The 19,783-nt window shown below is 68.4% G+C and carries 21 protein-coding genes; 12 read left to right on the top strand and 9 right to left on the bottom strand.

Features of this window, described 5'->3' with window-relative positions; genetic code table 11:
• Positions 1-4: 4 nt before the first annotated feature.
• The 4 genes from ACFOPI_RS16135 to mdeB form a co-directional block, all read right to left on the bottom strand.
• The gene (locus tag ACFOPI_RS16135) at positions 5-1,192 is read right to left on the bottom strand and encodes an efflux RND transporter periplasmic adaptor subunit (RefSeq protein ID WP_382175857.1); all 1,188 of its coding nucleotides are present in this window, start codon (positions 1,190-1,192) and stop codon (positions 5-7) included.
• A gap of 25 nt (positions 1,193-1,217) precedes the next feature.
• Entirely contained in the window at positions 1,218-1,859 is a 642-nt protein-coding gene (locus ACFOPI_RS16140; RefSeq protein WP_382175860.1) for a TetR/AcrR family transcriptional regulator, read from the bottom strand.
• Positions 1,860-1,885: 26 nt separating this feature from the next.
• Positions 1,886-2,497 carry a DUF2239 family protein gene (locus ACFOPI_RS16145; protein WP_382175862.1) on the bottom strand — a complete coding sequence of 204 codons (612 nt, stop codon included), beginning with the start codon at positions 2,495-2,497 and terminating at the stop codon, positions 1,886-1,888.
• A 74-nt stretch (positions 2,498-2,571) separates the two neighbouring features.
• Positions 2,572-5,169: an alpha-ketoglutarate dehydrogenase gene (gene mdeB / locus ACFOPI_RS16150; protein WP_382175865.1), complete on the bottom strand. Its 2,598-nt coding sequence runs from the start codon at positions 5,167-5,169 to the stop codon at positions 2,572-2,574.
• Between the two features lie 101 nt (positions 5,170-5,270).
• Here mdeB and ACFOPI_RS16155 point away from each other — a divergent pair, with 101 nt between their 5' ends.
• Positions 5,271-5,753, top strand: a complete 483-nt coding sequence (locus ACFOPI_RS16155) for an Lrp/AsnC family transcriptional regulator (protein ID WP_382175868.1) — start codon at positions 5,271-5,273, stop codon at positions 5,751-5,753.
• Positions 5,754-5,777: 24 nt separating this feature from the next.
• Here ACFOPI_RS16155 and ACFOPI_RS16160 read toward each other — a convergent pair whose 3' ends face one another.
• Both ACFOPI_RS16160 and ACFOPI_RS16165 read right to left on the bottom strand, forming a co-directional pair.
• Positions 5,778-7,259 carry a potassium/proton antiporter gene (locus ACFOPI_RS16160; protein WP_382175871.1) on the bottom strand — a complete coding sequence of 494 codons (1,482 nt, stop codon included), beginning with the start codon at positions 7,257-7,259 and terminating at the stop codon, positions 5,778-5,780.
• A gap of 105 nt (positions 7,260-7,364) precedes the next feature.
• Positions 7,365-7,691, bottom strand: coding sequence for a VOC family protein (locus tag ACFOPI_RS16165; RefSeq protein WP_382175875.1), 327 nt, complete (start codon positions 7,689-7,691; stop codon positions 7,365-7,367).
• Positions 7,692-7,861: 170 nt separating this feature from the next.
• Between ACFOPI_RS16165 and ACFOPI_RS16170 the strand changes: the two genes are divergently transcribed.
• The 6 genes from ACFOPI_RS16170 (at position 7,862) to ACFOPI_RS16195 (ending at position 10,887) form a co-directional block, all read left to right on the top strand.
• Entirely contained in the window at positions 7,862-8,332 is a 471-nt protein-coding gene (locus ACFOPI_RS16170) for an AAC(3)-I family aminoglycoside N-acetyltransferase (RefSeq protein ID WP_382175878.1), read from the top strand.
• An 87-nt stretch (positions 8,333-8,419) separates the two neighbouring features.
• On the top strand, positions 8,420-8,800 hold the full coding sequence (locus tag ACFOPI_RS16175; RefSeq protein WP_382175881.1) for a hypothetical protein: 381 nt from the start codon (positions 8,420-8,422) through the stop codon (positions 8,798-8,800).
• Positions 8,797-9,228, top strand: coding sequence for a DUF2267 domain-containing protein (locus ACFOPI_RS16180; RefSeq protein WP_382175884.1), 432 nt, complete (start codon positions 8,797-8,799; stop codon positions 9,226-9,228). Before ACFOPI_RS16175 ends, ACFOPI_RS16180 begins: the two co-directional genes overlap by 4 nt.
• Positions 9,225-9,761 (top strand): GNAT family N-acetyltransferase, encoded by a 537-nt coding sequence (locus ACFOPI_RS16185; protein WP_382175887.1) that lies wholly within the window; start codon positions 9,225-9,227, stop codon positions 9,759-9,761. Before ACFOPI_RS16180 ends, ACFOPI_RS16185 begins: the two co-directional genes overlap by 4 nt.
• A 21-nt stretch (positions 9,762-9,782) precedes the next feature.
• A complete protein-coding gene (locus ACFOPI_RS16190; RefSeq protein ID WP_382175890.1) occupies positions 9,783-10,169 on the top strand; it encodes a hypothetical protein in 387 nt (128 codons plus the stop codon).
• Between the two features lie 16 nt (positions 10,170-10,185).
• The gene (locus ACFOPI_RS16195) at positions 10,186-10,887 is read left to right on the top strand and encodes a DUF2711 family protein (RefSeq protein ID WP_382175893.1); all 702 of its coding nucleotides are present in this window, start codon (positions 10,186-10,188) and stop codon (positions 10,885-10,887) included.
• Positions 10,888-10,944: 57 nt separating this feature from the next.
• Here the strand turns inward: ACFOPI_RS16195 and ACFOPI_RS16200 are convergent, their stop codons facing one another.
• Positions 10,945-12,132 carry an acyl-CoA dehydrogenase gene (locus ACFOPI_RS16200; RefSeq protein WP_382175895.1) on the bottom strand — a complete coding sequence of 396 codons (1,188 nt, stop codon included), beginning with the start codon at positions 12,130-12,132 and terminating at the stop codon, positions 10,945-10,947.
• Positions 12,133-12,242: 110 nt separating this feature from the next.
• Between ACFOPI_RS16200 and ACFOPI_RS16205 the strand changes: the two genes are divergently transcribed.
• Positions 12,243-13,127 (top strand): LysR family transcriptional regulator, encoded by an 885-nt coding sequence (locus ACFOPI_RS16205; protein ID WP_382175898.1) that lies wholly within the window; start codon positions 12,243-12,245, stop codon positions 13,125-13,127.
• 34 nt (positions 13,128-13,161) lie between these two features.
• Here the strand turns inward: ACFOPI_RS16205 and ACFOPI_RS16210 are convergent, their stop codons facing one another.
• Entirely contained in the window at positions 13,162-14,097 is a 936-nt protein-coding gene (locus ACFOPI_RS16210) for an AraC family transcriptional regulator (RefSeq protein WP_382175901.1), read from the bottom strand.
• 172 nt (positions 14,098-14,269) lie between these two features.
• Here ACFOPI_RS16210 and ACFOPI_RS16215 point away from each other — a divergent pair, with 172 nt between their 5' ends.
• The 4 genes from ACFOPI_RS16215 to msrA are packed head-to-tail and all read left to right on the top strand — an operon-like array spanning position 14,270 to position 18,635.
• Positions 14,270-14,743 carry a (2Fe-2S)-binding protein gene (locus tag ACFOPI_RS16215; RefSeq protein ID WP_382175904.1) on the top strand — a complete coding sequence of 158 codons (474 nt, stop codon included), beginning with the start codon at positions 14,270-14,272 and terminating at the stop codon, positions 14,741-14,743.
• A gap of 13 nt (positions 14,744-14,756) precedes the next feature.
• The gene (locus ACFOPI_RS16220) at positions 14,757-17,000 is read left to right on the top strand and encodes a xanthine dehydrogenase family protein molybdopterin-binding subunit (RefSeq protein ID WP_382175907.1); all 2,244 of its coding nucleotides are present in this window, start codon (positions 14,757-14,759) and stop codon (positions 16,998-17,000) included.
• Positions 17,001-17,011: 11 nt separating this feature from the next.
• Positions 17,012-18,064, top strand: coding sequence for an XdhC family protein (locus ACFOPI_RS16225; RefSeq protein WP_382177198.1), 1,053 nt, complete (start codon positions 17,012-17,014; stop codon positions 18,062-18,064).
• 37 nt (positions 18,065-18,101) lie between these two features.
• The gene (gene msrA / locus ACFOPI_RS16230) at positions 18,102-18,635 is read left to right on the top strand and encodes a peptide-methionine (S)-S-oxide reductase MsrA (RefSeq protein ID WP_382175910.1); all 534 of its coding nucleotides are present in this window, start codon (positions 18,102-18,104) and stop codon (positions 18,633-18,635) included.
• Positions 18,636-18,717: 82 nt separating this feature from the next.
• Here the strand turns inward: msrA and ACFOPI_RS16235 are convergent, their stop codons facing one another.
• On the bottom strand, positions 18,718-19,608 hold the full coding sequence (locus ACFOPI_RS16235) for an EamA family transporter (protein WP_382175913.1): 891 nt from the start codon (positions 19,606-19,608) through the stop codon (positions 18,718-18,720).
• Between the last annotated feature and the right edge of the window lie 175 nt (positions 19,609-19,783).

Genomic DNA, 19,783 nt, shown 5'->3' on the forward strand with positions numbered 1-19,783 from the left:
GCGCTCAGTTGGCGGCGGCCTTGGCCGGGACCGTGGCGGCGGGCGCCGCCAGCTTCACCTCGGTGCCTTCACGAATCAGCCCGGCCTGCACACGCAGCAGCTGCGTGCCCGCGGGCGCGGCGGCCACGCTGTCGACCACCAGCATGTTCTCCCCCTGGTGCTGGCCCTGGCGGCCCAGCGTGACCGGCACATGGGCGATCTTGCCGCTCTGGATCACCTGGATATAGGGCTGGGGCTTGTCGTTGCGCACCGAGGACAGCGGTACCGCCAGCGCCTGGAGCTGGCCGGTGACGATCACACCCTGAGCGAACAGACCCTGTCGCATGCCGGCCGTGGCGGGCAGGCGCAGGTAGACCAGCACGCTGCGGCTGCCGGCCTGCACGCTGGGGTTGATGCGCGCCACGGTGGCGTCGACCGGCTTGTCAAGACCTTCAACCTGGAGCCGTGCCTTCTGACCCACTGCCACACGGGCGGCGTCGGCCGGGGCCAGAGCGGCCTCCAGCTCGAAGCCGCTGAGGTCCACCACCTCCAGGATGCGGGCGTCCACACCGACGCGCTCGCCGTTCTGCACCAGCCGGGCCGAGACCTGGCCCGACAGCGGCGCGCGCAGCGTGGTGTCGCCCAGCGCCTTGCGCGCGATGTCCAGCGCCGCGACGGCGGCCTGGTGGTTGGCCTCGGCGGCGGCCAGGTTGTTGGTCGAGGTTTCCAGCGCGGTGGCCGAGATGAAGCCCTGTTGCACCAGCGACTGGTTGTTGTCCTGTGCGCGCTTGGCGATCGCCACCTGCGCCAGCGCCGACTTCGCCTGCTGCTCGGCCTGGCGCACGCGGGCCTGAGCTTCGGTGCTGTCGATGCGGGCGACCACTTCGCCCGCCTGGACCGCATCGCCCTCGCGCTTGGTGATGCCCTGCACCTCGCCGGCCACGCGGGCCTTGATGGCCGCGGTCTGCAGCGCGCGCAGCGAACCCGAGACGCCGACCGACTGCGCCAGCTCCAGCCGCTCCACCGTGGCCACGTCCTGTGGCGGCAGCTCGTACACAGGTGCCTTCTGCGCGGCGACGGCGGCTGCGGTGGCGGCCTCGTTCTGCGCCTTGCGCTTGCCCAGCGCACGCGCCACGCCCAGGGCGATGGCGATCACGAGCAGGGCCAGCAGCAGCCATTTGATCCAGCCGGAACGGGAAGCGGGTGCGTTCATGGGTTTTTGGGAAGAGGTCTGGTGTTCAGGGGCGCACGCGCATGCCGTCCAGCAGCAGGCCGACCTGCGTGTCGAGGAAGGCCTGCGGGTCCAGCCGGTCGGCGGGCGGGCAGCAGGGCGCCATGGAGTGTTTCCACATCAGCAGGAAAATCATGGGTGCGATCAGGCTGTAGACCGCGCTGTCCAGGTCCATCGGCCGGAAGTCGCCGCGGTCGACGCCGCGCTGCAGGACGCGCTTGAGCAGGTCCTTGCCGGGGTCGATCACCTCGTGCTGGTAGAAGTTGGCGATCTCGGGAAAGGTGCCAGCTTCGCTCATCACCAGCTTGGTGATGCCCGAGGCGTCCGTCATGCCGATGCGTTCCCACCAGGCGTTCATGGTGTAGCGCAGCAGTTCGGCACTGCTGCCCTGGAAGGCGTCCAGCTCGTTGTTCCACTCGCCGAAGCGGCCGGCAATGGTTTCGCGCACCACCGCCTTGAACAGCTCTTCCTTGCTCGGGAAGTAGAGGAAGAGGGTCCCTTTGGAGACCCCCGCGCGCGCGGCGACTTCCTCGACGCGCGTGGCGGCGAAGCCTTTTTCAACGAACAGGGCGAGCGCGGCGTCCAGCAGTTCGCCCGGGCGGGCTTCCTTGCGGCGTTCGCGTTTGGTGGGGGAGAGTGCGGAATTCATCTTCTAATGACTGACTGGTCAGTAGTTTAGTTCCGCACCCCCGCAGCGTCAATCTGCGCCAGCAGCGTGCGCAGGTGGGCCGTCACATCGGCCGGCCAGTCCGCCGCCAGTGCGTTCACCCGCGCCAGATCGCCCGCGAAGAGCGCGCGGCTCACCTCTTCGTACTGCGGGAGGTCGCCGCACACGATGGACATGAAGCGGTAGGCCGCCTCGGTGGCGCGCCGTTGCGCGTCGGCTGGGCCACCTTCGCGCATGGCCGACTGCACCAGCTTGCGCAGCGCGACCGAGGCGCCGCCGGGCTGTCGGGCGAGCCAGTCCCAATGGCGCGGCAGCAGGGTCACCTCGCGGGCGGTCACGCCCAGCTTGGGCCGGCCGGGGCCGCGAGGTGCGTCGCTGCCCGGTGCTTCGTCTGATTCGTTGGCGGCCGGGGAGGCGGGCAGCTGCGCCAGCAGCTGGGCGGCGGGCGTGCGCCAGTTCAGTTCGATGCGTTCGCTGGTGACCGCGTCGAGCACCAGCGGCAGCACCTCGGGCTGTGCCGCCAGGCGCTGCTGCACGGCGGCGATCACGCCGGCCGGCTCGCCGCGGGCGAGCCGGCGGTGGTGTTCAAAAACGATCCAGTGTGGAGAAAGCGATGGCATGTGAGCGGCGTCCGAATATTACCCGGGTAAAAGTATAATTCATTTTTACCCGGGTAATAAGTGGGCCGCCGCCTTCAGGGGGTCGCCGCACGCAGGGCCAGTGCCCGCTCCACGATGCTGGCGGCGTCCACCGCGAAGAAGCGCCGCAGCGCTGCACGTGTGTCGCTGCGGCCAAAGCCGTCGGTGCCCAGGGTGGCGCAGGGCCGCCCGGCGGGCAGGTAGGCGCGCACGCTGTCGGGCACGGCGCGCACGTAGTCGGAGGCGGCCACGATGGGGCCGCGGGTCTGGCCCAGCAGGCGAGCGATGTAGGGCTCGGCCGCGCCCGCCGCGGCACCTTCGCGCGCCAGTTCGCTCCAGCTGGTGACGCTGACCACGTCGACGCCCAGGCCCTGCGCCGCCAGCTGCTGCGCGGCCTGCCGCACCTCGCCCAGGATGGCGCCCGAGCCCATCAGCGTGACGCCGGGTCCTTCGGCCGGTCCCAGGCGCTCGAACAGGTAGGCCCCGGCGATCACGCCGGCCGCCACGCCCTCGGGCAGGTCGGGCTGGGCGTAGTTCTCGTTCATCAGCGTGACGTAATAGAAGACGTCGCGCTGCTGCTCCAGCATCTCGCGCATACCGTGGTCGAGGATGACGGCGAGTTCGCCCGCGTAGGCCGGGTCGTAGGCCTTGCAGTTGGGGATGGTGGCGGCCACGAGGTGGCTGCTGCCGTCCTGGTGCTGCAGACCCTCGCCGCCCAGCGTGGTGCGGCCCGAGGTGGCGCCCAGCAGGAAGCCGCGGGCGCGCTGGTCGGCCGCGGCCCAGATGGCGTCGCCCACGCGCTGAAAACCGAACATCGAGTAGTAGATGTAGAAGGGCAGCATGGCCAGGCCGTGCACGCTGTAGCTGGTGGCCGCAGCCGTCCAGCTGGCAATCGCCCCGGCCTCGCTGATGCCTTCTTCCAGGATCTGCCCGTCCTTGGCCTCGCGGTAGCTCAGCACCGAGCCGATGTCTTCCGGCGCGTAGCGCTGGCCCACGCTGCTGTAGATGCCGACCTGCTTGAACAGGTTGGCCATGCCGAAGGTGCGCGCCTCGTCGGCCACGATGGGCGCGATGCGGGGACCGAGCGTCGCGTCCTTGAGCAGGTTGCCCAGCATGCGCACGAAGGCCATGGTGGTGCTCATCTCCTTGCCGCCGGCGGCCAGGGCGAACTGGCCGTAGCTGTCCAGGGGCAGCACCGGCACCGCCTCGCAGGTGGTGTAGCGGCGGGGCAGGTGGCCGCCCAGCGTGGCGCGCCGCGCGTGCAGGTACTGCATCTCGGGGCTGTCGGCCGCGGGTTTGTAGAAGGTGAGGCTTGTGGCCTGCTCATCCGTCAGCGGCAGGTTGAAGCGGTTGCGGAACTCGATGAGGTCGGCGTCGTCCAGCTTTTTCTGGCTGTGCGTCGTCATCTTGCCCTGCCCCGCTTGTCCCATGCCATAGCCCTTTTTGGTGTGGGCCAGGATCACCGTCGGCTGCCCCTTGTGGGCGGCAGCGGCGGCGTAGGCGGCGTGAATCTTGACGAGATCGTGTCCGCCGCGCTTGAGGCGGTCGATCTGCTCATCGGTCATGCCCTGGGCCAGGGCGGCCAGTTCGGGGTTCTGACCGAAGAAGTGTTCTCGGTTGAAGCGGCCGTTCTTGGCCGCAAAGGTTTGCATCTGGCCGTCCACCGTGCCCTGGAGCGCGCGCACCAGGGCACCGCTGCGGTCGCGGGCGAACAGGCCGTCCCAGTCGCTGCCCCAGACCAGCTTGATCACGTTCCAGCCCGCGCCGGCAAACAGGCGTTCGAGCTCGTCGATGATGCGGCCGTTGCCGCGCACCGGGCCGTCCAGCCGCTGCAGGTTGCAGTTGACCACCCAGACCAGGTTGTCCAGCCGCTCGCGCGCGGCCAGGGTGAGTGCGCTCATGCTCTCGGGCTCGTCCATCTCGCCGTCGCCGAACACGCCCCAGACCTTGCGGCCGGCGCAGTCGAGCAGGTTCCGGTCACTCAGGTAGTGCATGAAGCGCGCGTGGTAGATCGAGCTGATCGGCCCCAGGCCCATGGAGCCGGTGGGGAACTGCCAGAAGTCGGGCATCAGCCAGGGGTGGGGGTAGCTGGAGAGGCCGCGCGCACCGTGTTCGGGCGCCACGATTTCCTGCCGGTAGTGTGCGAGGTCGGCCTCGCTCAGGCGGCCTTCGAGGAACGCACGCGCATACACACCCGGCGCGCTGTGCGGCTGGAAGAACACCAGGTCGCCGCCATGGCTGTGACTGCGCGCGTGGAAGAAGTGGTTGAAGCCGGCTTCGAACAGGTCGGCCGCGCTGGCGTAGCTGGCGATGTGGCCACCCAGTTCGCCATAGGCCTTGTTGGCGCGCACCACCATGGCCAGGGCGTTCCAGCGCATCAGCGAGGCCAGCCGCTCCTCGATGGCCAGGTCGCCCGGGAACGGCGGCTGGTCTTCGACCGCGATGGTGTTGACATAGGGCGTGTTGCGCTCGGGCTGCCAGCCCACGCGCTGTTCGTGCGCCAGACGCGCCAGTTCGTCGAGCATGGCGCGGGCGCGCGCCGGTCCCTGGGTGTCAATGAGCGAGCGCAGGGCGTCGCGCCACTCCTGTGTCTCGGCCGGGTCGAGGTCGGGGGTGTCCAGGTGCATGGGGTCGGTGCGGCTGTTCAATGGCATTTCTCCGGGTGAGCGCAGAACTGTAGGCAGGGTGCACGCGCATTTGTTGCCGGACTTGCTGAACAATAGGCCTCTTGCCGGCACAAAACACCGCACATCGAATGAAAAGCAGCACAAACCACCTCGACGCCACCGATCGCCGGATTCTGGAAGAGCTCCAGCGCGACGCCAGCCTGTCCAACGTCGAACTCGCGCGCCGCGTGCACCTCTCGCCTTCGCCCTGCCTGGCCCGGGTGCGCGCCATGGAAGCCAGCGGGCTGATTCGCCAGTACGTGGCCCTGCTGGACGCGGGCCAGCTCGGCCTGCACCTGAACGTGTTCGTTTCCATCAGCCTCCGGCAGCAGAGCCGCAAGGCGCTGCAGGCCTTCGAGGAGCGCATCACCCTGCGCGAGGAGGTGATGGAGTGTTACCTGATGTCCGGCGACGCCGACTACCTGCTGCGAGTGGCGGTGCCCGACATGCCGGCGCTGGAGCGCTTCATCCTCGAACAGCTCTCGCCCATCGCCCAGGTCGAGAAGATTCGCTCGTCGTTTGCGCTCAAGCAGGTGCGCTACAAGACGGCGCTGCCGCTGGAGCCGACCTGAGGTTCTGGCTTCGCCTGGCCGCCCTCAACCCAACCGGATGCCCACCCGTGTGATGCGCCCGCCCTCCAGCGCGCGCACGCTCAGCTCGGCCGCGCCGAGCATGGCGCTGTCGCCCTCGACCGCGGGGCGGCGCAATTCCTCGCGCATCCAGGTCGCCACGTCGGTCTGCGCGTCGGGCGGCACCGGCAGGCCATAGAACGCGCACAGCGTGTCCATCGGCGTCGCGCCGTCTATCACGAAGTCGCCGAATACCAGGCGGTTCGCCCGCAGGTCGTCCGGTTCGGGCAGCGCCAGGCCCAGGCGCCGCGCGCTCCAGGCGATGGTCGAGCCCTGCAGCAGCAGCGAGGTCAGCACCACCACGAAGGCCACGTTGAAGAAGGTCTGCGCGCCGGGCACCCCCGCCATCAGCGGGAACATGGCCAGCACGATGGGCACCGCGCCGCGCAGACCCACCCAAGAGACGAACACGATCTCGCGCGGCGGAAAGCGCAGCGGCACCAGACACAGCGCCACCGCCAGCGGCCGCGCCACCAGCATCAGCACCAGCGACACACCCAACGCAGGCCACAGCGTGGGCAGCAGCATCGACGGCGTGACCAGCAGGCCCAGCAGCAGGAACATGCCGGCCTGCGACAGCCAGGCGTAGCCGTCCATGGCCGAGAGCGTGGACCGCACCTGCCGCCGCGCGCGGTTGCCCGCGATCACGCCCATGGCGTACACCGCCAGAAAACCCGAGCCGCCCAGCCAGGTGGTCGCGGCGAACACCGTCAGTCCGCCCGAGACCAGCAGCAGCGCGCGAATGCCGCCGCCGCCGTCCTCGCCGCGCCCCAGCCGCTTGAGCAGCTCGGCCATCGCAAAGCCGGCGCCCAGCCCCAGTGCCCCGCCCCAGCCGAACTGGAGGGCCAGCGAGCGCAGCACTTCCAGCGCCGACAGTCCTTCGCCGGACCCTGCGGTGGTCGCGGCCAGCGCCACGCCGATGAGCGCCAGCGTCAGGTACACCGCCATCGGGTCGTTCATGCCCGACTCGATCTCCAGCGTCGCGGCCACGCGCTCGTTCAGCCGCACACCCGAGGACTTGAGCAGCGAGAACACCGCGGCCGCGTCGGTCGAGCCCACGATGGCCCCCACCAGCAGCGCCATCGGCCAGGGCAGGTCCAGCAGCCAGCGCGCCGCTGCACCGGTGATGCCCGCGCTGAGCACGACGCCCAGCGTGGCCAGCACCAGCGAGGGCTTCAGGCCGGTGCGGAAGGTGTCGAAGTCGGTGCGCAGACCGCCATCGAGCAGGATCACCGCCAGCGCGATGTTGCCGACCCAGAAGCTCAGCCGGAAGTCGTTGAACACCAGCCCGCCCGGCCCGTCTTCGCCGGCCAGGATGCCCGCCAGCAGGAACACCAGCAGGAAGGAGAACCCGGCCCGCGTCGAGACCACGCCAGCGAGCACGCTGACGAACACCAGCGCGGCTGCAACCAGCAGCGGCAGGGCGAGGAAATCGAGTGAAAGGGCCATGCCCGCAAGCTAACAGAATGTGTGCCAGCTTGGGGTGGGGGGCTGCCAGTCGGGGTGTGAGGGCCACATGGCGTCGGGCCGCCGCCTCGTGCCATGCCGAGTGCACTACGCCGGCAGATCCTCGTGCAGGCAGAGGCAGTTGCCCTCGGTGTCCATGAACCAGGCGGCCTTCTCGGCGCCGAGCACGCAGACGTGGTTCACCGTTTTCAGGCCTGGAAAGTCATAGTCCTCGAACACCACGCCCGAGCGTTTCAACTGCTCGATGCTGGCGGCGATGTCGCTCACCTGGAAGCTGATCGCGGTGTGGTCGGCCTTGGTGCCGTCGGGTTTGAACCCGCCTGGCGCCAGTCCCAGGCAACCCTCGTAGAACGCCCGTGCGCGGTCGATGTCTTTCACGGGCAGCATGGTGGTGACAGAAGCAGTGGACAACATACCCAGTCCTTTCGCTCGATCCGGCCATCTTCAAGCCGCCTGGCGCCCGCCAGGCCACCGTACCGGCGCAACAGCAGAGGCCTGCCGGTGCGCCGGCGCCAGTGGCCCTCATCGGGAAGCGGGGCCTTGTCACCAGTACCATGCCGGCTCCCCACCACTGGAGCACCGGCATGCGACCAGCCACCAGGCCCACCACCATCCAGCTCACACCCTCGGACATCGAGCGGGCGCATGGCCTGCTTGACGTGTTCAGCGAGGCCTTCGAGGACCCTGACACTTACGAACGCGCGCGGCCCGGGCCGGACTACCTGCGCCGTCTGCTGGGGTCCGACACCTTCATCGCCCTGGCCGCAGTGCAGGGAGACCAGGTGGTGGGCGGACTGGCCGCCTATGAGCTGCACAAGATCGAACAGGCGCGCAGCGAGATCTACATCTACGACCTCGCCGTGCGCGCCAGCCACCGCCGGCTCGGTGTGGCCACCGCGCTCATCCGCCACCTGCAGGCACTGGCCCGGCAGCGCGGCGCCTGGGTGGTGTATGTGCAGGCCGACCACGGCGACGACCCGGCGGTGGCGCTGTACACCAAGCTGGGTGTGCGGGAAAACGTGATGCACTTCGACCTGCCGGTGGACCCTGCCTGAGCCGAACATGGATACCCTCGAACTCTTCATCGACCTGCACCAGAACAACCCCCGCCAGGGGCCGGCGGGGACGCGCAGACCGAACTCGTGCTGCGCCTGACCGTGACATCCGAACTCACCTGGACCACGGACACCCGCCCGGCCGAACTGCAGGCCTTCTGGGACGCCGCCTACCCCGAAATCGCCACCGCCGCAGACAAGATCCGCGTGCTGGAGCGGCACGGCTATTCGCCGCTGGGCTACTTCGTGCTGCCCGAGACCTGCTGGCGCGATGCCTACTACCGCCCGCTGCGGGAGGGGTTCGCCGACTTCCTGAACCGCCACGGCCACAGCGAGGCGGCGACGGCCGTGGTGGCGGAACACGAGCAGGAGATTGCGCAGTACGAAGCAAACTCGACGTACTTCAGCTATGGCGTGTACGTCGCCAGGCGGGGCGCATTCACGCAGACCTCCCGCCTGTCCCCATGACGCTGCCCTTCGAATACCAGAACCCCACGCTCCAGTTCGAGCGCTTCATGGTCGACGCCCGCGACTGCGCCGGGCTGCCCACCACCAACATGGCCTGGAACATGGTGGTGGGTGTGCTGCACGCGTTCCGCCAGAGATTGACCGTGCCGCAGGCCCTCGCTTTTGCGGCCGTGTTGCCACCGGTGACCCGGGCGCTCTTCATGGAAGATTGGCCCTTCGATCGGGCGCCAGTGCCTTTTGGCGGGCCGGACGAGTGGCTGGCAGACGTGCGTGCCGTGCGCACGGAGCACAACTTCTCACCCGCCGACTCGGTGGTGTCCGTGGCGACGGCTTTGCGTCGGCATGTGGATGTGGCGGCTTTTGAGAAAGTACTGGCGCAGCTGCCACCTGAGGCCCGCCGGTACTGGCAAGCGAGACCTGCCCAATGACACCCACCCGGCTTCAACTCCAGCGCTGGCAGGCGCTCAACAGCGAGCAGCGTGAGCAAGTGCTGGCCCTGCACATCTCGCCCGAGCAGATCGAGTTCGCCGGCACCACCGCGCAGGCCGTTTCGGTGTGCGAAGACGCCCCGACGGACGAGGTCGCCGGCCTGGCCATTCTTGAATCGGCGTCGCCCATTGGCTTTGTGCTTCTCAGCCGGGTAACCCGGTTGCCGGATTGGGCCCCAGCGGGCTCTGCTGCGCTCAGGGCCATGCGCATCGACAGCCGCGAGCAGCGCAAAGGCCACGGACGCGCTTCGCTTGCGGAGGTGGCCGCGTGGGTGTCGGAACACTGGGCGTCCTGCAAGACGCTCGCGCTGTGTGTGGACGACCAGAACCTGGCCGCCCGACGTGCTTATGAAGTGGCGGGGTTCACCGAGTACGCGGAGCCGAAGGTTGGGCGGATCGGGTTGGTGCGGTACCTGTGGAGGTCGTTGATTGAGCCGCAGCCTTCGTCCGACAATTCAGGCGAATCGGCGTGACGGGCTGGATCCTCGATAAACATGAATCACCAAGAACTGCATCGACTGGCCAATGGCCGACGCATCATGCACCTCTGCCTCTTCGGCTGGCTGGGCATGACCGCGTTTCAGCTGGACAGCACGCCTCTGCTGCTTCCTTTGTTTCTGCTGCTCAGCGGTGCAGCAATGACGGGCAGCGCCAGGGTGACAGGAGCGGTCGGCATGACGAGGCTGGCGCGCTGGGCATGTGTCCTCGGTGCCGCCGTACCCATTGTTGGCCTGCTGGTCATGGGGTGGCTGTCATCGAAAGCTCGGCGACAGTTGTTGGCTGCTGGATGGACGTTGGGCATGTTCGAGGCTCGTGCGCCGATTGACCGAGGTCGTTGCATCAACGAACCCGTCGGGCCCATGGGCGATGAGTCTCGATAAACATGCACAGACTCAGATGACCGTGCGCATCTGTCCCGAGCCAGACCGGTTTGCCATTCCTCCGTCCGATGGAAGGCAATTGCTGCCGTTCTACCGTGACGTGTTCGAGGCCGTCTTTGTACTGCTCCACCCGTTTCTGCGCCCCACAGGGACACCGCTTGAACGCTTCCTGGATGGTCCTGATGTTGATCGTGAGCACATCTGCCGCATCTGTGAAGCCGTTTCCTGGGCCCAGGTTCAGCAACTGGGCAGCTTCTCGTCACTGGCCGAGATTGACATTGCCTTGCGCACTCAGATCCACGGGCTGCGGGAGGGATTTGCTTCGCCGACTCTGGCCGGGCAGCTTCAGTCCTGTCTGGACAGGTCGGGGCTAGTTCAACCCGTAGAAGGCTGTTTCTCTGAACTGACCCATGACAAAGTATTGGCCTTTATTCAGGAGGAAGGTCATTCATGGGTCTGGGTAGGCGATGAGTTCGGCACCGAACGCAAGCTGCACTGGATTGACGACCTCAAAAAGCCCGACTCCGACGTGACGGTGGGCCGGCGCAGTGTCTTCACGCCAGATAAGAGCCTCTTGTGGACAACGCACTGGGATAGTCACTTCGCGTTCGTGTGTGGCTCGGGTCGGACGATTGATCGGATGGCCAACGACGAGCGGTTTGAGGGGTTTCGGTGTGATCGGGACACCGAGGTGTACTGGAGCCTTCAGCAACGATGAGCCAGAAACAAGAAGGGCTGCCACTGGCAGCCCTTCTTGTTGAGGCATGCAACCCGTTCAGTTCGCGAACGCCGCGATCCCCGTGATCGCACGGCCCAGGATCAGGGCGTGCACATCGTGCGTGCCCTCGTAGGTGTTCACCACTTCCAAGTTCACCAGGTGGCGGGCCACGCCGTATTCGTCGCTGATGCCGTTGCCGCCCATCATGTCGCGGCTCATGCGGGCGATGTCCAGCGCCTTGCCGCAGCTGTTGCGCTTGAGGATGCTGGTGATCTCGACGGCGGCCGTGCCTTCGTCCTTCATGCGGCCCAGGCGCAGGCAGCCCTGCAGGCCCAGGCTGATTTCGGTCAGCATGTCGGCCAGCTTCTTCTGGATCAGCTGGTTGGCGGCCAGCGGGCGGCCGAACTGCTGGCGGTCCAGCACGTACTGGCGGGCGCGGAAGTAGCAGTCTTCGGCGGCGCCCAGCGCGCCCCAGGCGATGCCGTAGCGCGCGCTGTTCAGGCAGGTGAACGGGCCCTTCAAGCCACGCACCTCGGGGAAGGCGTTCTCTTCCGGCACGAACACCTCGTCCATGACGATTTCACCGGTGATGGAGGCGCGCAGGCCGACCTTGCCGTGCACGGCCGGGGCGCTCAGGCCCTTCCAGCCTTTTTCCAGGATGAAGCCGCGGATCTGGCCGCCGTCATCCTTGGCCCAGACCACGAACACGTCGGCGATCGGGCTGTTGGTGATCCACATCTTGGCGCCGGACAGGCTGTAGCCGCCGTCGACCTTCTTGGCGCGGGTGATCATGCTGCCGGGGTCGCTGCCGTGGTTGGGTTCGGTCAGGCCGAAGCAGCCGATCCATTCACCCGTGGCGAGCTTGGGGAGGTACTTCTGCTTCTGCGCTTCGCTGCCGAATTCGTTGATCGGCACCATCACCAGCGAGCTCTGCACACTCATCATCGAGCGGTAGCCGGAATCCACGCGCTCGACCTCGCGCGCCACCAGGCCGTAGCAGACGTAGTTCAGGCCGGCGCCGCCGTACTGCTCGGGGATGGTCGGGCCCAGCAGGCCCAGCTCGCCCATTTCACGGAAGATGGACGCGTCGGTGGTCTCATTTCGGAAGGCCAGCTGCACGCGCGGCAGCAGCTTTTCCTGGCAGTAGGCGCGGGCGGCGTCCTGCACCTGGCGCTCGTCGTCGGTGAGCTGGGCGCTGAGGTGGAACGGGTCTTCCCAGTTGAAAGTGTTCTTGCTCGTGGCCATGGTGCGGGTCTCCGTGTGAATGGGTGGTGCTCAAGTGGGACGGATTGTCGCGGCACCATGAATAGCTGTCTAATATTGATTGCCGATTGATCAATACGCAGAGCAGATTCATGGAATTCCGTCACCTGCGCTGTTTCACCGTGCTCGCCGAGGAGCTGCACTTCGGCCGCGCGGCCCAGCGCCTGGCCATGACGCAGCCGCCGCTGTCCATGGCCATTCAGCAGCTCGAAGCCGACGTGGGCGCGCGCCTGTTCGAGCGCAACAGCCGTGGCGTGGCGCTCACTGCCGCCGGCCAGGCCTTTCTGCCGCGCGCGCAGGCGCTGCTGGAGCAGGCGGCGCTCGCCGCGCGCGAGGCGCGCGACGTGGGCCAGGGGCTGGCCGGGCAGCTGCAGATCGGTTTTGCCGGCACGGTGCTTTACCGCGGTCTGCCGCAGGTGCTGCGCGAGTTCTCAAAGGCGCACCCCAAGCTGCGGCTGGCGCTGCGCGAGCTCTCCAGCAGCGAACAGCTGGTGGAGCTGGTGCACGATCGGCTGGACCTGGGCTTCGTGCACACCACGCGCGTGCCGGCTGGCTTCTCGCAGATCCTGGTGTCGAGCCAGCCGTTCATGGCCTGCCTTCCGGCCAGTCACCCGCTGGCGAAGAAGCGCCAGCTGTCCTTGCAGGCGCTGAAAGAAGAGTCGTTTGCCATCGTCATGCGCGCGGTATCGCCCGACTACCACGACCGCATCCTCGCCGCCTGCGCCGACGCGGGCTTCGAGCCCGCGCTGGGTTTCGAGTTGCGGCACTGGCTGAGCGTGGTGTCGGTCATCGCGAAGGGCCTGGGCGTGGGCCTGGTGCCCGCGGCGCTGCAGCAGGCGGGGCTGCCGGGCGTGGTGTTCCTGCCGCTGGAGCAACCGCTGGCGCCCTACGACACGCACTGCCTCTGGCGCACCGGGCGCGACCAGTCGGCGCTGGGGGTTTTTCTGGCTGCGGTGCGCGAGGTGGCGGGCGGCTGACGGGGCGGTGCGACCACCACCCTGAACGGGATGGTCAGGCGGCCGCCTGTTCGGGTTGCCAGCGCAGGTCGGCGATGTCGCGCGACGGCGGGGCACCGAACATGCGCCGGTATTCGCGGCTGAACTGCGACGGGCTTTCGTAGCCCACGCGGAAGGCTGCGGTGGACGCGTCCAGGCGGTCGGACAGCATCAGCCGCCGAGCCTCGGTCAGGCGCAGCTGCTTCTGGTATTGCAGCGGGCTCATGGCAGTGAGCGACTTGAAATGGTGGTGGAAGGTGGTCAGGCTCATGCCCACCTCGCGCGCCAGGGTCTCCACCCGCAGCGGTTCCGCAAAGCGGGCGTTCAGGCTGGCAATGGCGCGGGCCACCTGGTGGCTCTGCGTGTCCACGGTGGCGATCTGGCGCAGCCGCCCGCCCGCCTCGCCCGCCAGCAGCCGGTAATGGATCTCGCGCCGTATCAGCGGCGCCAGCGCGGGAATGTCCTGGGGCTGGTCCAGCAGCGCCAGCAGGCGGTCGAAGGCTTCGAGCAGTGGCGCCGTCAGGGCGCCGGTGGTCATCGCGCGGGTGTCGGCCTCGGGCCGGCGGACCGTGGCTGGGGGCATCTCCAGCATCAGCGAGGCGATGTCGCGCCAATCCAGTCTCAGGGCCACGGCCAGGTAGGGGCGTTCGGGGCTGGCCTGCATCAGCGCGGTCTTGACCGGCAGGTCCATCGACGTGATCAGGTAACGGTCTTCACCGTAGCTCAGGCTTTCATTGCCCAGCACCACGCGCTTGCTGCCCTGCACGATGACGGCCACACACGGCTCGTAGACGCTGCAGCTGTTCAGGGCCGGTTCGTCCAGGCGCATGAACATCAGGCCAGGGATCTCGGACGGCTGGAACATGCCGTTGCTGTTGGCCTTTTCCTGGATGCGCCACGCCAGCGAGGCACGGGGTGCGTTCAGGGCATCAAGAGTGGAAGGATCGGGCATGTCTGTCCTCGATTGGGGAGCAGCCGCGCATGGTATCGGCGCTGGCGGGTTTGTGTGGTGCGGTCGAAGGAATGGGCAAGCATCGCGCAGGTTCTGGCTAGCGCAGGCACGGAGTTCGGTTCCACACTGCGCCCCTTGTGATGCCTTGCCCCACAACAACCCAGGAGAAACCATGACCCCCTTGCAAGTCAACGGTCGCGCCCAGTCGCTGGACGTCGATCCCTCCACGCCCGTGCTCTGGGCCTTGCGCGACACGCTGGGCCTGACCGGTACCAAGTTCGGCTGCGGCGCGGCGCTGTGCGGCGCCTGCACCGTGCACGTCGATGGCCAGGCCGTGCGCTCCTGCGTCACGCCCGTCGCCAGCGTGGCGGGCAAGCAGATCACCACCATCGAAGCCGTCACCGCCGGTGACGACCGCGTGGGCAAGGCCGTGCGCGACGCCTGGGTCAAGCACGACGTGGCCCAGTGCGGCTACTGCCAGAGCGGCCAGATCATGAGCGCAACGGCCTTCCTGAAGTCGCTGCCCAAGGGGGCGCAGCCCAGCGCCGCCGACATCGACAGCGCCATGGCCGGCAACGTCTGCCGCTGTGGCACCTACGCCCGCATCCGCGCCGCCGTGGCCGATGCCGCCCGCGCCCTGGCCTGAAGGAGACAACACCATGTTCAACGCCATCTCCACACAAGAACTCCCGCGCGCCCTGCAACTGATGCTGGTCCGCGACCAGGCCCCCACGTCCGTCGCCGAACTGCCGCGCCGCACGTTCCTCAAGCTCGGCGCCGCCAGCGGTTTTGCGCTGGGCATGTTTCCGCTGCTGTCGCAGGCGCAAGGCACGGCCGCCGCCCCCGCCGCGCTCAAGCCCACACAGGTGCCTGGCGCCTTCGTCGCCATCGCAGCCGACGGCACCGTCACTGTCACCGTCAACCGGCTCGAATTCGGCCAGGGCGTGCAGACCGCACTGCCCATGGTCCTGGCCGAGGAGCTGGACGCCGACTGGAGCCAAGTGCGCAGCCAGCTGGGCACCAACGACATGGCCTACGCCGATCCAATGTTCGGCATGCACCTCACGGGCGGCTCCAACTCCATCAAGCACAGCTTCACCCAGTACCGCGAACTGGGTGCCCGCGCCCGGGCCATGCTGGTGCAGGCGGCCGCCACGCGCTGGGGGGTGGCCGCGGCCAGCCTGCGCACCGAGAAGGGCGTGGTCATCGGTGCCGGTGGCCGGCGCGCCACCTATGGCGAACTGGCCCAGGCCGCCATGGTCCTGCCGGTGCCGGCCAGCGTCACGCTCAAGGACCCCAAGCAGTTCCGCCTGATTGGCCAGCCCACCACGCGGCTGGACGCCGCTGCCAAGAGCAGCGGTCGGCAGGACTTCGGTATCGACGTGCGCCGCCCCGGCCAGCTGACCGCCGTGATCGCGCGGCCGCCGGTGTTCGGCGCCAGACTCAAGTCTGTGGACGACACGGCGGCGCGTGCCGTCAAAGGCGTGAAGGCCGTGCTGCGCGTGCCGCTGGACCGTGGCGCGGAGGGCGTGGCCATCGTGGCCGACGGTTACTGGCCGGCCAAGACCGCGCGCGACGCGCTGAAGCTGGAATGGGACACCAGCGCGGTCGAGAAGGTGGACAGCGCGCGCCAGCTGGCGCAGTACCGCACGCTGGCCAGTCAACCCGGCGCCAAGCACTTCGACGCCGACATGGCGCCGCTCGCGAACGCCCCGAAGAAGATCGAGGCCGAGTTCGTTTTCCCGTACCTGGCGCACGCGCCCATGGAGCCGCTGAACTGCACGGTGGAGCTGTCCGAGCAGGGCGCCACGCTGTGGGCAGGCTCGCAGATGGCTGGGCTGGACGGCATGGCCGCCGCGCGCACGCTGGGCCTCAAGCCCGAGCAGGTGAAGGTGCTGGTTCAGTCGGCCGGCGGGGGCTTCGGCCGGCGCGCCATTCCCACCAGCGACTACGTGGTGGAGGCCTGCACCATTGCCAAGGCCGCCCAGGCCGCCGGTCTGCGCGCGCCGGTGCGCACGTTGTGGAGCCGCGAGGACGACATCAAGGGCGGCTACTACCGGCCCATGCACCTGCACCGCGCGCAGGTGGGCTTTGATGCGCAAGGCCAGGTGCTGGCCTGGGACCACGTGATCGTGGGCCAGTCCATCCTCGCCGGTTCGCCCTTCGAGGGGATGATGGTCAAGAACGGCGTCGACATGACCGCGGTGGAAGGCATGCGCGCGCCGTACCCGCTGCCCATGCGGCTGACGGTGCACCACCCCAAGATCAACGTGCCGGTGCTGTGGTGGCGCAGCGTGGGCAGCACCCACACGGCCTTCGTCATGGAAACGCTGATCGACCAGATCGCCCGCGAAACGAACCAGGACCCGGTGGCCTACCGCATGAAGCTCTTCGGCGCCGAGCACCCGCGCCACCGCGCGGCCCTTCAGCTGGCGGTGGACAAGAGCGGCTACGGCAAGAAGACTCTGCCCGCAGGCCGCGCGTGGGGCGTGGCGGTGCACGAGTCCTTCGAGTCGGTGGTGGCCTACGTGGTCGAGGCTTCGGTGAAAGACGGCCAGCCGGTTCTGCACCAGGTCACGGCCGGCGTGCACTGCAACCTGGTGGTCAACCCGCGCACCGTCGAGGCGCAGGTGCAGGGCGCGGCGCTGATGGGCCTGGGCATGTGCCTGCCGGGGGCGGCCATCACACTCAAGGATGGCGTGGTCGAGCAGCAGAACTTTGGCGATTACACCGTGGCGCGCATCACCGACATGCCCGCCATCGCCGTGCACACCGTGCCCAGCGCCGACCCGCCCACCGGCATGGGCGAACCCGGTCTGCCGCCGCTGGCGCCGGCGTTCGCCAACGCCATCAGCCGCCTCACTGGCCAGCCGCTGCGCGAGCTGCCCTTCAAGCTGGCTTGATGAACACCGCTATGGAAGACCTGGACACCCAAGTCCTGCGCTGCGCGCAGGCCTGGCACACCGCAGGGCTGCCGGTGCTGCTGGTCACGGTCACACGCACCTGGGGCTCCTCGCCCCGGCCGCCGGGCTCGCTCATGGCCATCAATGGCCGGGGCGAGGTGGTGGGCTCGGTCTCGGGCGGTTGCATCGAGGACGACCTGATCCGCCGCGTTCGCGACGAGGGTGTGGACGCGGTGTGTGCCCAGGGCCGGCCCGCCACGCTGCGCTACGGCATCTCGGCCGACCAGGCGCACCGCTTCGGCCTGCCCTGCGGCGGCACGGTGGAACTTGTGCTGGAGCCGGTGGCCGCGCACAGCCGCCTGCCCGAGTTGCTGCAGGCCAACCTGGAGCGGCGCAGCACCCAGCGCCGGCTGGACCTGCGCAGCGGCGCGGTGGACCTGCAGCCCGGCCGTCGCGACGGCGTGCCGGAGCTGACCGACGCCGCCCTGTTCACCCATTTCGGGCCGCGCCACCGGCTGATCCTCATCGGCGCGGGCGACCTCTCGCGCTTCCTGAGCCAGATGGCGCTGGGGCTGAACTTCGAGGTCATCGTCTGCGACCCGCGCGAGGAGCAGCACGCCGGCTGGGCGCTGGACGGCGTGACCCTCAGCCGCGAAATGCCGGACGACCTGATCCTGCGCCTGAAGCCTGACGCCCGCACCGCCGTGGTGGCGCTGACGCACGACCCCAAGCTCGACGACCTGGCGCTGATCGATGCCCTGCAGTCCGAGGCCTTCTATGTCGGCGCCATCGGCTCGCGCCGTCACACCGGCCTGCGCCGCGACCGCCTGCGCGAACACTTCGGCCTCGCCGAGGCCGAGCTGGACGCGCTGCATGGCCCGGCCGGGTTGTTCATCGGCAGCAAGACGCCGGCCGAAATCGCACTGTCCATCATGGCCGAGGTGGTGGCGGCGAAGAACGGCGTGGCACGGGCTGCGACGGTCCCTGTGGCCGAGGGCAAGGCCGCACTGCCGGCGGGCGGCCATGCGCCGGGCATGGACATGGCCGTGACCTGCAAGGTGTGACCCGGGCGGGGCATACTTGCCCGGCAAGGAGACCACCATGACCCATTCAACCATCGTGCTCGGGGGCGGCTGCTTCTGGTGCACCGAGAGCGTGTACAAGGAAGTGCGCGGTGTGACCGACGTGGAGTCGGGCTACAGCAACGGCCAGGCCCCGCGGCCCAGCTACGAAGACGTGTGCACCGGCACCACCGGCTGCAACGAAGTGGTCAAGCTCGAGTACGACCCCGAGCAGGTGAGCACGCGCGAGTTGCTGGAGATCTTCTTCGTGGTCCACGACCCGACCACCCTGAACCGCCAGGGCAACGATGTGGGCACCCAATACCGCAGCGGCATCTACTTCACCACCGAGGAGCAGCGCGCCACCGCGCAGGCGCTGATCGACGAGCTGACGGCCGACAACGCCTTCGGCCGGCCGATCGTGACGGAGGTGCTGCCGCTGGCGAACTACTGGCCCGCCGAGGAGTACCACCAGGACTTCTTCGAGCGCAACCCGCACCAGGGCTACTGCATGGCGGTGGCGGCGCCCAAGGTGGCGAAGTTCCGCAAGACGTTTGCCAGGCTTGCGAAGTGATTTAAAGCCCAGGGCTCCGGCGCGAAGTGTCTGAGCCAGGAATGCCGCGGAACCGGCTTTGCCGGGCCGCAGGCGTTGCCCCCTAAAGGGGGTCGGGCGAAGCCCGGCGGGGGTGGGTCAATTTCGGCCAGAGCACGATGACGGCCAGTCCGCCGAGCACGAGGGCGCCCGCACCCAGCTTCCAGCCCGGCAGGGCCTCGCCCAGTGACAGCGCCGAGGCGCCCATGCCGAACACGGGCACCAGCAGCGCCAGGGGCGTGACGGTGGCGGCGGGGTGGCGGGCCAGCAGCCAGTTCCACACGCCGTAGCCGAACAGGGTGTTGCCCAGCGCCTGCCACAGCACGCTGCCCCACACCACCGCGTCGGCGCCCTGCAGGGCCGCGGTGATGGCGGGCACCCCTTCGGTCAGCACCGAGATGAGCAGCAGCGGCGGCACCGCGAACGCGCTGCTCCAGACCATGAAGTGCAGCATGTTGACCGGCCCGAGCGACTTCACGACCAGGTTGGCGCAGGCCCAGAAGAAGGCCGCACCGATCACCAGCATCAGCCCCACCAGGGTGACGGTGGCGTCCAGATGCGCGGCGATGACACCCAGCCCCGCCAGCGCCAGCAGCAGGCCCGTGACCTGAAAACCCCGCACCCGCTCGCGCATCAGCACCAGGGACATGCCGATGGTGAAGAACACCTGAATCTGAACGACCAACGAGGCCAGCCCGGGCGAGATGCGACCCTGGATGGCCAGGAACAGCAGACCGAACTGGCCCACGCCCAGCAGCACTCCAAAGGCGGCCAGCTTGCGCCACGGCGCGGTGGGGCGCGGAATGAACAGCAGCCAGGGCAGGGCCGACAGGGCAAAGCGCAGCGTGGCAAACAGGAAAGGCGGCAGCCCGTCCAGCCCCCAGCGGATGACTACGAAATTCGTACCCCAGACAAAGACAACGGCGAGGGCAAGCAGGAGGTGGGAGGGGGGCAATCGGGGCTCCGCGGGCGGTGGGGAGGGCAGTGTATCGGCCGGGTCCGTCGCCGGTCGGTCGCGCCCGTGCGTGACATTGTTCCGAATGGGCGTCAGACAAGAGGTTTCAGTCGCTCGCTACAACCTGTAACAAAAGCATTCAAACCCGGAAAAGGCTTGATTTTCCTCAACTTTT

Origin of the sequence: Hydrogenophaga luteola (genome assembly GCF_042648585.1) — a bacterium.
GTDB classification, from domain to species: domain Bacteria; phylum Pseudomonadota; class Gammaproteobacteria; order Burkholderiales; family Burkholderiaceae_C; genus Hydrogenophaga; species Hydrogenophaga luteola.

Coding starts and splice junctions, on each gene's coding strand:
- ACFOPI_RS16135 (WP_382175857.1), bottom strand. CDS start 1,192: ATGAACGCACCCGCTTCCCGTTCCGGCTGGATCAAATGGCTGCTGCTG.
- ACFOPI_RS16140 (WP_382175860.1), bottom strand. CDS start 1,859: ATGAATTCCGCACTCTCCCCCACCAAACGCGAACGCCGCAAGGAAGCC.
- ACFOPI_RS16145 (WP_382175862.1), bottom strand. CDS start 2,497: ATGCCATCGCTTTCTCCACACTGGATCGTTTTTGAACACCACCGCCGG.
- mdeB (WP_382175865.1), bottom strand. CDS start 5,169: ATGCCATTGAACAGCCGCACCGACCCCATGCACCTGGACACCCCCGAC.
- ACFOPI_RS16155 (WP_382175868.1), top strand. CDS start 5,271: ATGAAAAGCAGCACAAACCACCTCGACGCCACCGATCGCCGGATTCTG.
- ACFOPI_RS16160 (WP_382175871.1), bottom strand. CDS start 7,259: ATGGCCCTTTCACTCGATTTCCTCGCCCTGCCGCTGCTGGTTGCAGCC.
- ACFOPI_RS16165 (WP_382175875.1), bottom strand. CDS start 7,691: ATGTTGTCCACTGCTTCTGTCACCACCATGCTGCCCGTGAAAGACATC.
- ACFOPI_RS16170 (WP_382175878.1), top strand. CDS start 7,862: ATGCGACCAGCCACCAGGCCCACCACCATCCAGCTCACACCCTCGGAC.
- ACFOPI_RS16180 (WP_382175884.1), top strand. CDS start 8,797: ATGACGCTGCCCTTCGAATACCAGAACCCCACGCTCCAGTTCGAGCGC.
- ACFOPI_RS16185 (WP_382175887.1), top strand. CDS start 9,225: ATGACACCCACCCGGCTTCAACTCCAGCGCTGGCAGGCGCTCAACAGC.
- ACFOPI_RS16190 (WP_382175890.1), top strand. CDS start 9,783: ATGAATCACCAAGAACTGCATCGACTGGCCAATGGCCGACGCATCATG.
- ACFOPI_RS16195 (WP_382175893.1), top strand. CDS start 10,186: ATGACCGTGCGCATCTGTCCCGAGCCAGACCGGTTTGCCATTCCTCCG.
- ACFOPI_RS16200 (WP_382175895.1), bottom strand. CDS start 12,132: ATGGCCACGAGCAAGAACACTTTCAACTGGGAAGACCCGTTCCACCTC.
- ACFOPI_RS16205 (WP_382175898.1), top strand. CDS start 12,243: ATGGAATTCCGTCACCTGCGCTGTTTCACCGTGCTCGCCGAGGAGCTG.
- ACFOPI_RS16210 (WP_382175901.1), bottom strand. CDS start 14,097: ATGCCCGATCCTTCCACTCTTGATGCCCTGAACGCACCCCGTGCCTCG.
- ACFOPI_RS16215 (WP_382175904.1), top strand. CDS start 14,270: ATGACCCCCTTGCAAGTCAACGGTCGCGCCCAGTCGCTGGACGTCGAT.
- ACFOPI_RS16220 (WP_382175907.1), top strand. CDS start 14,757: ATGTTCAACGCCATCTCCACACAAGAACTCCCGCGCGCCCTGCAACTG.
- ACFOPI_RS16225 (WP_382177198.1), top strand. CDS start 17,012: ATGGAAGACCTGGACACCCAAGTCCTGCGCTGCGCGCAGGCCTGGCAC.
- msrA (WP_382175910.1), top strand. CDS start 18,102: ATGACCCATTCAACCATCGTGCTCGGGGGCGGCTGCTTCTGGTGCACC.